Source organism: Moraxella marmotae, assembly GCF_042219885.1.
GTDB classification, from domain to species: Bacteria; Pseudomonadota; Gammaproteobacteria; order Pseudomonadales; family Moraxellaceae; genus Moraxella; species Moraxella marmotae.
In genome coordinates this window covers 34,475-45,788 of sequence record NZ_JBHJHR010000003.1, presented here as the reverse complement: position 1 = coordinate 45,788, position 11,314 = coordinate 34,475, and the positions used below count along the sequence as shown (strand labels likewise).

General features: G+C 38.0%; 16 protein-coding genes. All 16 read left to right on the top strand.

Features of this window, described 5'->3' with window-relative positions; all coding sequences use genetic code 11:
• Positions 1-240 precede the first annotated feature (240 nt).
• Positions 241-498, top strand: a complete 258-nt coding sequence (locus ACFBZI_RS10715; RefSeq protein WP_375716088.1) for a hypothetical protein — start codon at positions 241-243, stop codon at positions 496-498.
• An 11-nt stretch (positions 499-509) separates the two neighbouring features.
• A complete protein-coding gene (locus tag ACFBZI_RS10710) occupies positions 510-821 on the top strand; it encodes a hypothetical protein (protein WP_375716089.1) in 312 nt (103 codons plus the stop codon).
• Positions 822-829: 8 nt separating this feature from the next.
• Positions 830-1,117: a hypothetical protein gene (locus ACFBZI_RS10705; protein WP_375716090.1), complete on the top strand. Its 288-nt coding sequence runs from the start codon at positions 830-832 to the stop codon at positions 1,115-1,117.
• A gap of 9 nt (positions 1,118-1,126) precedes the next feature.
• Positions 1,127-1,441 carry a hypothetical protein gene (locus tag ACFBZI_RS10700; RefSeq protein WP_375716091.1) on the top strand — a complete coding sequence of 105 codons (315 nt, stop codon included), beginning with the start codon at positions 1,127-1,129 and terminating at the stop codon, positions 1,439-1,441.
• A gap of 263 nt (positions 1,442-1,704) precedes the next feature.
• Complete coding sequence (locus tag ACFBZI_RS10695) at positions 1,705-2,010, top strand: hypothetical protein (RefSeq protein ID WP_375716092.1); 306 nt, start codon at positions 1,705-1,707, stop codon at positions 2,008-2,010.
• Complete coding sequence (locus ACFBZI_RS10690) at positions 2,000-2,332, top strand: hypothetical protein (protein ID WP_375716093.1); 333 nt, start codon at positions 2,000-2,002, stop codon at positions 2,330-2,332. Before ACFBZI_RS10695 ends, ACFBZI_RS10690 begins: the two co-directional genes overlap by 11 nt.
• A complete protein-coding gene (locus ACFBZI_RS10685) occupies positions 2,319-2,633 on the top strand; it encodes a hypothetical protein (RefSeq protein WP_375716094.1) in 315 nt (104 codons plus the stop codon). The genes ACFBZI_RS10690 and ACFBZI_RS10685 overlap by 14 nt, the downstream gene beginning before the upstream one ends.
• Complete coding sequence (locus ACFBZI_RS10680) at positions 2,620-3,828, top strand: DNA-directed RNA polymerase (RefSeq protein ID WP_375716095.1); 1,209 nt, start codon at positions 2,620-2,622, stop codon at positions 3,826-3,828. The genes ACFBZI_RS10685 and ACFBZI_RS10680 overlap by 14 nt, the downstream gene beginning before the upstream one ends.
• A 181-nt stretch (positions 3,829-4,009) precedes the next feature.
• On the top strand, positions 4,010-4,195 hold the full coding sequence (locus ACFBZI_RS10675; RefSeq protein WP_375716096.1) for a hypothetical protein: 186 nt from the start codon (positions 4,010-4,012) through the stop codon (positions 4,193-4,195).
• A 10-nt stretch (positions 4,196-4,205) separates the two neighbouring features.
• On the top strand, positions 4,206-4,460 hold the full coding sequence (locus tag ACFBZI_RS10670; RefSeq protein WP_375716097.1) for a hypothetical protein: 255 nt from the start codon (positions 4,206-4,208) through the stop codon (positions 4,458-4,460).
• Complete coding sequence (locus ACFBZI_RS10665) at positions 4,451-4,867, top strand: hypothetical protein (protein ID WP_375716098.1); 417 nt, start codon at positions 4,451-4,453, stop codon at positions 4,865-4,867. The genes ACFBZI_RS10670 and ACFBZI_RS10665 overlap by 10 nt, the downstream gene beginning before the upstream one ends.
• Positions 4,868-4,869: 2 nt before the next feature.
• Positions 4,870-5,877, top strand: a complete 1,008-nt coding sequence (locus tag ACFBZI_RS10660) for an AAA family ATPase (protein ID WP_375716099.1) — start codon at positions 4,870-4,872, stop codon at positions 5,875-5,877.
• Between the two features lie 21 nt (positions 5,878-5,898).
• Positions 5,899-7,059: a vWA domain-containing protein gene (locus ACFBZI_RS10655; RefSeq protein ID WP_375716100.1), complete on the top strand. Its 1,161-nt coding sequence runs from the start codon at positions 5,899-5,901 to the stop codon at positions 7,057-7,059.
• Positions 7,034-8,353, top strand: a complete 1,320-nt coding sequence (locus ACFBZI_RS10650) for an ATP-dependent DNA helicase (RefSeq protein ID WP_375716101.1) — start codon at positions 7,034-7,036, stop codon at positions 8,351-8,353. Before ACFBZI_RS10655 ends, ACFBZI_RS10650 begins: the two co-directional genes overlap by 26 nt.
• Positions 8,353-8,811 carry a hypothetical protein gene (locus tag ACFBZI_RS10645; protein WP_375716102.1) on the top strand — a complete coding sequence of 153 codons (459 nt, stop codon included), beginning with the start codon at positions 8,353-8,355 and terminating at the stop codon, positions 8,809-8,811. The genes ACFBZI_RS10650 and ACFBZI_RS10645 overlap by 1 nt, the downstream gene beginning before the upstream one ends.
• Entirely contained in the window at positions 8,804-11,311 is a 2,508-nt protein-coding gene (locus ACFBZI_RS10640; RefSeq protein WP_375716103.1) for a DNA polymerase, read from the top strand. Before ACFBZI_RS10645 ends, ACFBZI_RS10640 begins: the two co-directional genes overlap by 8 nt.
• Positions 11,312-11,314 lie beyond the last annotated feature (3 nt).

Genomic DNA, 11,314 nt, shown 5'->3' with positions numbered 1-11,314 from the left:
TGCTAGTGGTATTTGGTACTTTGATGCCAATACCTTCTACAATAAGCGTGCAGAGTGGCAAAAGCTATTAAATGATGCCTATGCTGCAGCAACCATTAATACCACCAAACCCTTTTACTTACTTAAAGCCAAGCTAGATGCTGAAAAGTACACTACCGTACCAGTTTAAGTAAACTATCCACCTAAGCCAGTCATAGTACTGGCTTTTTTAGTCTTTATCAGACAGTTAAGGAACAACCCATGCTAACATCATCTACCAAATATCTCACCATACCCTACAAATGGTTACGCAATGCGGATATGCCAACATGGCTACATCAAGAATTAATCAACGCAGGAAAAAGAGATTTCTTCACTTATGACATCAGTACAGATACCTTCTATTCATCATTTGATGTCCATGATAATTATGAAGAAGTACACCTATGCCGTCTTCCAAATGAATTTGTAGGATTGGTTTTAGATTATAAATCTGGATTTGTACTTAATGCTGAATAATAGGAGATACCATGTACCCTGACCTACCTATGTATATTTCTATCCCATTTAAATGGCTTAAAGACGCACAACTACCTGCATTTATCGCAGATGTCTATGAGCGTAACAAAACTTCAATCACCAAATTAAGTAATGGTGATAAAGAACAGAACTGTTACTGGCTTAGTTATAACACTACGACAGATATAATGGCTTGTTATCCAGACATATGTGCAAACTATGTCAATGACCATCTGTGCAGTAGTCCAGATGAATTTGTAGAAAAAGTCTTAATGTGCAAAACCAATAGACTATTAAACATAAACCAAACTGATACGAAATAGGAATTACTATGCTACCTAAGAAAACTGAATATATCTCTATCCCTTTTGACTGGTTAGAAGGTGAGAGTTTACCTGAGCATATCCATAGCATTTATGAAGATGAATATATGGAGCATGAATATGAAGATGATTTTGATGTGGGTTGGTTTACTTATTACATTATGACAGGCAACTTATGTTACACCAGTGCTATCACCAGTAATTACCATATTGAACATTTATGTAATACCCCAGATGAGTTTGTACAGTTAGTCAATTACTATGAAACCCAAAAACTACTGGGTATCAAGCACTAGGAAACCATCATGATTACAGATAAACCAGATGCTGTATTTATCAATGTCCCTTATGTATGGGTTACAAAATACCTGCATAACCACCGCCACATCATAGACTACACAATGTCAGACTTTAAAAGAGATTTAAAGTATTATCGTATAGTCCATAAACGAGACCCATTTCTACTGCAATATGACATTACTCAAGATACTTATCACATTTCAGATTTGTTACTTGACGATTCCACAGAATATATCTGTAACAGTATCCAAGAGTTTATTGAAGTGGTTGGTGAAATCAAAACCAAGAAATTATTAGGAATTAATCAAGATGAATACTAAATCACAAATCCTTTACTATGCAGTCCCTTTAGACAAAGTAGAAGCGTATCTCAAAGAGCATGGATACTTGTTCAAAATAACAATGGACGAGGTAATAGAAGACACTAGGGCTTATCTACACGCCTATGATGCTGACGCTTCGTATCTACTCTTTAATAAGTATTGTCAGTTCTTTACCTTAACCCATGAATTACAAAGCTCCGTTACCCATGTATGCGATACCGTCCATAGTTTTAAGAAACTTATAGTATTAGGATATAACGATGAATAAACCTGAAGCATTGTGTATTAATATCCCTGTCTCATGGGTACAAGATTACTTTAGAAATAACATGATATTGGGTAATATTACCAGAGACCAATTCTACGATATGCTAGTACGATACCGTGATAAGTATGACAAAACACCCTTTGTGTTGTTTTACAATATAAAGAGAGATGATTATGCAGTAGCTTGTACTCTTTATCCAGAATCTCGTGAATATCTATGTAATAGCATTACTGAATTTGCTGAACTTGTTCGTGAATTTAAGATGCGTACATTATTAGGAATTGTCAATGAACAGTAAACAAGGCTTTATTTATATCACCATACCTTATAGCTGGGTAGTAAACCATATCAAGCTACAAGGTACTTTACCTGAATTGTCTAATGCTGATTTGAATTACTTAGTTACTGACTACCAAGCAAGTTATGCAGATGAACCTGAGTTTAGTACAGATGAACCAGTATTCTTTACTTATGTTATTTCACAGGACAATTACTGGGTAGGTGATGTCGCTGGAGAAGAACCACAAGAATACCTTTGTAATTCTGTTGCTGAATTTATTGAAATGGTATCACAAGCCAAAACAAACCGCTTATTAGGAATCAACCATGAAACAACTTGAATCATACAAAGAGTATATCAGCATACCTTTAACAGCTGAAGTAAAGCACGCAATTGATACGGGTAAAATCAATAACATCTCTACCAAAGAGTTATCAAGAAAGATTGCCCAGTATCAAGCAATTATGGACGCGTATCCATCATACTTATCTTATAACAGTGTAGATGATACTTTGATAGTAACAAGTATTGTCCTTAACAAGGAATATGAACAGTTATGTAATGATATAGATACATTCAATGAACTTATTCACTTACATAAACTATACCGTCTAATTGGAGTAACCCATGAAAAAGTTTAATCCCATGCAATACCTAGCCATTGATATTGCCAATCATTATGGCTTAGATAAACTCAATTACGAAGAGCGTATCCAATGGGTAAAGACCCATCTAGATGAGCTAGAGCAACATACAGACACTGCTGATGAGCCACTATTATATGCCAAAGCAGTCCATGCGATGCGTGAAAGCCAAGCTGGTAAACCAGTAGGTCATGCAGTGGCTTTTGATAGTGTATGTTCAGGTTTACAGCTGATGAGTGTACTAACTAACTGTGTAGATGGTATGCGTTTAACTGGTTTAATAGACCCAGATAATCGTGCTGATGCTTATACAGCCATTACTAAAGCCATGAATGAACGCATTCAAGCCAAAGGTGAAACACAGCTGGTAATTGACCGTAAACAAGCCAAAAAGTGCGTAATGACAGCACTATACGGCAGTAAAGCAACCCCTAAGAAAATCTTGGGTGATGAGCTATATCCGCTGTTTATCCAAACCATGTTTGATGAAGCCAACGGTGCAATGAACTTACTGGATTGGTCATTAAACAGCTGGCAACAGCTAGATATTCAAAGCTGGATTATGCCTGATAACCATACCGTGTATTTACCTACTGAAATTAAATCAGAATACCGTGTGAATATTGATGAGATTAACTACAATCCACAAATTATCATGACTGAAGTTCAAGCAATCCCTGATGGTATCAGTAACTGTGCCAATCTGGTACATTCTGTTGATGCTTTGGTATTACGAGAACTGGTGCGTAGATGTAACTACAACAAAGGTCAATTAAAGCACTATCTGCACTTACATCACTCCACGCCTGCAAGTAGTGAGATTGATGATAGTCTATGGGTAAATCAACGCTATTTAGCATCTAAATTCGCTTCTATGGCTTGTCTGAATGCGATTGACCATACCAATATCCACTTGGTAAATAACGAGCTTAGAAACGCTCTAGCGAGCATCTGTGAGCAGGTACTAACCAATCCATCGTTTGAGATTATCACTATCCATGATTCCTTTGCTTGCCACCCTGTGAATATGAACACACTACGCCAGCATTATAATGAAATCTTGGTACAAATGTATGAATCTGATTTGTTAGTAGACCTACTTAGTCAGATATACCATAAACCCATTACTTTATCGCTGGGAGATAAAATCCATGCAGAACTTATCCGTCATTCTAATTATGGAATTTGCTAATTCTGCGATAAGCCGCCGCTGGCGGTGTTGTGGGTTTTTATCTTAAAGCCCATTTCCTTAATGTTTGATGATGCCCTAAGACAGCGAAAGTTGTCTTAGGGTATTTTTTGTTTACCTAAATGCTAATTGTCTGATTTTAGACATTTTTTACTATATATTCCCTAAAGCATAAGGACTTGATATGAACATTATCCAAATGCTCAATAGCCTACCTAATACAGGTGAAATTCACATATTTCCTGTTACCCAAAACTCATCTGATTATCTTTGTGAATACAAAGACAGTTCACTGATTTTGACCTATTACTATGATTGTACGGTCAATGATTGGTCATTTTTAAGTGCTTTTGATTTATCTAACTTATAGGAATATCGCTATGAAACTTAACCCACAAGAGATTGCTTGGATTGCCAGTGAATATCAAGCTGGACGCACACTACAAGAGATTGCCATTGATACTGGTATGTCTTGTCAAAATGTCAAACGAGCTTTGGCTGAAGCTGGTTTACTTAACCTATCATGGTATAAAACCAAAGAAGAACAGTTAATGCTTGAATACCTAACCCAACTGGGCATTACTGGTAAAGATGATTTGACTTCAATGCTTAATAAAGGATTGTTATGGGGCTAGATACTTATTTATATGGCATACCTGATGATGTGGATTTAGATGAGTTTGCTCATGCTACCACAACACCACCCAATACCATTGAGCTGTATTGGCGTAAATGGTATTACTTGTTTGACTGGCTTAGTCATAACACTGCTGATGCTGATATTTACTATCCACATATCAAAGATGGTGAACAAGAGCATTATGATTATGACTTAAACTGTGCTTATATCGCAGTAACTCTAGATGACCTAGAGATATTGCTAGAGCAAACCAAAGAACTTGCCACAAATCAGCTATTGGGTGTCAGTGATACTACAGAATATGGAACCAGTGCTTCTGATGATATATCAGACATTGAAACCATCATCAAAACCATCAAAGACAATCCCAATCATACTTTTTATTTTTACAATTGGTACTAATTATGAATATCACACTAAAACAAGCTCAATCACTACTACCGCATTTACTTAATAACCAAATCGTACCTTTTTTGCATTCATCACCAGCATTGGGTAAATCCAGTCTAGCCAAGCAATTAGCCCATAAAGCTGGCTTAAAGGTAATTGATTTACGCTTAACAGAGCTAGACAGTTCTGATTTGAATGGCTTACCATATTTTGCTGATAATAAAGCCAAGTATCTACCTTTTGATACTTTCCCTATCACAGATACACCCATTCCTGATGGCTTTAATGGTTGGTTATTGCTGCTAGATGAGCTAAATTCAGCCTTACCCAGTGTCCAAGCGGCAGCTTACAAACTAATCCTAGACCGTCAGGTAGGACAGTATCAGCTACATGATAAAGCCTATATTATCGCTTGTGGTAATAAAGATACAGACAATGCCATTACTTATCCAATGTCATCAGCCTTAGTATCACGCTTTGCTCATTTTTATATTGAGCCAGACACTAAAGAATGGACTGAATGGGCATTAGATAATGGCATTGATATTCGTATCATCTCATTTCTTGGTTTTAGACCATCACACCTATATAAGTTCAATCCAGACAGCACAGAGCCATACGCATCACCACGCACATGGCAGATGCTATCAAAAGTGCTGTCTGAACTCCCTACCCTAAACCAAGAGCATCTACCGCTATTGGCTTCATTGTTAGGTGATGGTGTGGCTAATGAGTTTATGCAGTATCTAAGACTTGCTGATAAAGTCCCTAGCTTAGATAAAATCCTAGCCAATCCAGATACTCACCCAGTACCTGATGAGATTGGCTTACAGTGGGCAACGGTATCTATGCTAACTAGTAATATCACAGATGCTAACTTTACTAAGCTAGAGATTTATCTGCGTAGATTTAGTATGGAGATGCAAGTTGTTGCCCTACGCTATATTGTCAAACAAAACCCACAATTAACCACCAAAGCTAGCGATTGGATTAAAGCATTCAGCGTTGAGCTATTTGGTTAATTAATAACTATGGAGATACTGATGGCAGATTTAACCAGTTTAAATAAACAGCTTTCTCGTGCCAAGATTACACTATTAAATAAGCCATCAGCCGTATTTTTGGCTTATGCAATCTTACAAGTGCCGTGTAGCTTTTCAGACAATGTGCCTACTGCAGCAACTGATGGGCTTAAGATTTTAATTAATCCTGAGTTCTTTGGTAGTTTATCACTAGAGCAGCAGCAGTTCTTACTGGCTCATGAAGTGATGCACATTATCCTAAGCCATATGACACGCTTAGGCAATCGTGATAAGCATAAATTTAATATTGCAGCGGATTATGTGATTAATACCAATTTGGTAGAGCAAGGCTTTGAGATGATTGCTGGTGGTATGTATGATGAAAAATACATCAACTGGTCAGCAGAACAAGTCTATGATGACCTACCAGATGATGACAGTTCCAGTAAATCCAATAGCAATAATCACGGTCAAACCACTGATGGTATTGGCAATCAAGACATCATCTATTCAGATGACAAAGAGATTGAAACCATCAGACAACAAACCACGCAGATAGCCGTACAAGCTGCTATACAAGCGTCTATGCAACACGCCAGTAGTAGTATACCAGACAGTGTCCAAAGGCTCTTAGAAGAGCTTACAGCACCAAAGGTAAACTGGCGTACAGTACTGCGTAAGTATTTCTTTGAGATGGCTAAAGCAGATTATTCATGGCAAAGACCTAATCGCAGATTACTAACTCACGGTATCTATCTACCAGCTCTACAAGGCACACAGTTATCAAAGATTAGCTTTGCCATTGATACATCAGGCTCAGTCAGTAGCAGTCAGTTTAATGAGTTTATCAGTGAAGTGGTAGCAGTATTTAAACTACTAAAACCACAACAGTTAGATATTATTCAGTTTGATGATTCGCTACAAGACCATCGTACGGTTAAGTCCCTACAAGGATTTACCACCCTACCCTTTAAAGGTTGTGGCGGTACTTGTCCAGAAGTGGCTTTAGATGCCTTTATCAAAACCAACTCAAAAGCACTGTTTGTATTAACAGATGGTTGTTTTAATATTGATAATCTACCCAAGCCAAAACAACCAGTCATTTGGGTTATCTTTGATAATCCTTGTTTTATTGCCCCATTTGGGAGTGTTATTCATGTCAAATCTACAACTCACCCATGACCAGCAACAAGCCAAAGATGGTATTTTACAGTTAATAACCAATCCATTACCTGACAATCCCATTGACAGGATTATTGTGGTACAAGGCTATGCTGGTACTGGTAAATCCACCCTACTCACTCAAGTACTGCTGGATTATTATAAGCTAGTGAGTACTTATGATTTATTGGGTGCTAATTATGAGCCAGTACAAATCACGGTATCCGCCATGACCCATAAAGCCACAGAAGTACTAAGAACACTGCTTAAATCTACTGGCTTACATCATCGTGTACCTATCTGCACCACGCATAAAGCCATAGGTGCAGCACCTAAGAGCAGCAAAGCAGGTAGCACAAATTATCACTATTATGATGGTTTAATCACCACTACCCACCCACATTTGGTAGTGATTGATGAATGCTCATATATGGACAGTGTGCTATTAGAGCGTCTGATGACCCTTGTCTATCAGTATCCTATCTGTGTACTGTTTATGGGTGATGAGCATCAGCTACCACCTGTTAATGAAAATACTTGTCCTGTCTTTACTGCTGGCTTTAAGACTTACCATCTTAATGAAGTGGTTAGACAAAAAGATGCCAAGCATTTAGATAACTGTACTACGCTACTTAGACAATCTGTCGCTGATAATCTACTAAAACCCATTACCCCAGATGATGTACAAGTCATTCATCTGGATAAAAACCAATGGGATAAACAGATTATCAAAAGCATCAATGCTGGGATAGACACTAAGGTATTACACTACACCAATCACCAAGTCCATAGAGCCAATAACAAAATTCATAATAAAGTTACTGGCTCTGCTGATTTTAAAGCAGGTGATTTGGTTTGTGTGAATGGTAATTATGACCTTTATGACAGTTACTATAAAGTCAATTATGCCCAAAAAGACAGAGTAATGCTGGTTACTTATGCCCAAAAATTAGAGCTAACTTCTGGTAATACAACCATACCTGTTTATCAGTTACATATCTCAAGTATCACTGATACTTTTCGTGATGTGGTTACAGTACTGGTTAATCCAAAAGATAAAGAGCATTTAACTCATAAGAACTTACCATTCTATGGTAAAGATACCCAAGGTAATTCTATAACCTTTATGGATATACGCCATATGTATGCCTGTACTGTACATAAAAGCCAAGGCAGTACTTTTGATGAAGTATTTATCAATATCAATGACTTTAGAAATGTGTATAAGACCAATTTAGCACTGACACTAAGACTGCTTTATGTGGCTTTTTCTCGTGCTAAGCATCGTGTCTATCTGACTGGAGATTTATCCTAATGGTTTATAACATATTAAACAGTAATAAGTTTTTACAGGTTAATGCCATTGTACGGCATATCCTAACCCCTTATGATACGCAAATGCAGGAGCTAAAGACACAGCTACTTAATCAGCATTTTGAGCTAACTCATGCTCATGGAGCTTTGTATAAAGGTGATTTGATTCACCCAGACAGAGCTTGGACAACACTTAAGCCATTACCAGCATCACTAGCACCACTGGCAGATGCGTATTTGGCTTGTGTGTCAGAGTATGAAACAGCTTATAAGAAACTCACTGCTTATCTTAATAAGATGATGAGAGCTGATGGCACTAAGCATCTACTGTTTTGGCTTCCCAAACAAACAGCAGTATCATATAACCCTGATTATCGTGGTGGAACTACAGGGAGTATTCCTGATGAGATTACCACCATCTTAGCCCAAGCCCAGTTATTACGGAGTTTATATGCGTAGTTGTGATTATTCAGACAATCCCATTGTCGCTATTTTAATTAAGGACAGTTATTACGATACAGTCAAGTTAGAGCAGTATTATGTGGATTATCTGGCTCATCACAATATCACTGATGTGATGGCTTGTGAGCTTAGTTATCCTAGCACAGGTAAACTGTCCGTTACTGCTGCTCGTAAGCAAATCCTAAAGCTACTACCAGCCTTTAGCCATCATGGTATCCAGTATCTGTATGTTGCAGATGCTACTTACTTTAAAGCATTGACTGGTTTAAGCCAAGCAGACAGACACATTGGTTATGTATTACCATGTAAGCTAAAAGGCTTTGAGCATATCCAAATTGTCTTTGGCATTAACTACGGTCAATTGCTGTATAACCCCACTTCAGCCACTAAGCTGGATTTTTCATTACAGACTTTGGTGAATCATATCCAAGGTAATTATCAGCCTTTAGGGGATATTATCCATAAAGCCAGTTATCCATCTACTGATGATGAGATAGATGATGCACTGGCTTATTTGCATAATTATCCCACTTTGGCTTGTGATATTGAAACCACTGGTTTAGAGCTAGGTAGTCAGTTATACAGCATTGCTTTTGCTTATAATCAGCATGAAGGCGTAGCATTTAAAGTAACAGATAACCAAAGACTTAAGCGGTTTTTTGAGTCTTATAAAGGTACGCTGATTTTCCATAACGCAACTTTTGATATTAAGCATATCATCTATAACTGCTTTATGAGCCATGCTCGTGATTTTCGTGGTTTATTACATGGTTTGCATACAATGTGTAGCCGTGTAGAAGACACCATGATTATCGCTTACTTAGCTACCAATAACACCCAAGGTAATACACTTGGATTAAAAGAGCTATCCCAACCATTTACAGGCAACTATGCCATTGATGTCAAAGATGTCCTAGCTCACCCTTTGGCTACGGTGCTTGAGTATAACTTAAAAGATACCCTAGCGACTTATTGGGTCTATACCCAGTATAAGCCAAAGATGCTTAAGGACAATCAAGAATCCATCTATCAAGCCATCATGCTACCGTCTATTAAGACCATCGTGCAGATTGAGCTACATGGTATGCCTATGAATATGGATAAAGTGGTACAAGCCAAAGCACAGCTACTATCCCAAAGCCAAGCAGCACTACAAAGTATCTATGATAACCGTCATATCAAGGCAGTTACTCATATGCTACAAAAGCGTGAGCTTGAGCGGATTAATAAGAACCTTAAGACCAAACAACATACTATGGATAAAGTCAAAGACTATCTGTTTAAACCAAACAGTACAGCTCATTTGTCTTATCTGTTATATGATTATCTTAAGATGCCTATCTTGGATTACACACCCAATAAACAGCCTGCTGTAGGTGGTAAGACACTAGAAAAGCTCATTAACCATACTGATGAGCCTGATACTGTGGCTTTATTAACCGCATTGGTAGAATATGCCAAAGCCCAAAAGATACTGTCCACATTTATCCCAGCCTTTGAAAAAGCACAGCCAAAAGATAACTGGCATTATCTACATGGTAACTTTAACTTAGGTGGTACGCTGTCTAACAGGCTAAGCAGCAGTAACCCTAATCTACAAAACCTACCCAGTGGTTCTACCTTTGGTAAACTGGTCAAACAGTGCTTTCAAGCACCAGATGACTGGTTATTTGTAGGTGCTGATTTTGCCAGTCTAGAAGACCGTATCAATGCCCTACTAACCAAAGACAGTAATAAGCTCAAAGTTTATACAGACGGTTATGATGGTCATTGTTTGCGTGCTTATGCCTATTGGGGTGATAAGATGCCAGATATTGACCCAAATAGCATTGAGAGTATCAATTCCATCAAATCCAAATATCCCAAGTACCGTCAGATGAGTAAAGCTCCAACCTTTGCCTTAACTTATCAGGGTACACACCATACGCTTATGAAAAACTGTGGTTTTGCAGAAGATGAAGCCAAGCAGATTGAAGCCAACTATCATCAGTTATATGCTCAATCAGGTAACTGGATTGCTGATAAACTGGCTTTATGTGCATCTCAAGGCTATATTGATGTCGCTTTTGGTTTACGCATCAGAACACCCATCATGGCTAAGACAGTGTTAGATACCACCAAGACCCCTTATCAGGCTCAAGCAGAAGCTCGTAGCGTGGGTAATGCCATCAGTGGACAATCTTATTGTCAATTGACTAACCGTGCGGTAAATGAGTTTATGCAGCGTGTATGGGCATCTGATTATCGTTATGACATTATGCCAGTGTGCCTAATCCATGATGCCATCTATTTGATGATTAAAAATGATGTAGAAATTGTCAAATGGGTCAATGATAACCTGATTGACTGTATGCAGTGGCAAGATTTACCAGAGATTGCCCATGATACTGTCAAACTGGGTGCAGAACTGGGTATCTTTTATCCAGATTGGAGTCATGAGATTACCTTGGCTAATGGAATTGATACCACTCAAATTATCCAAACCACACAGGAATAATGC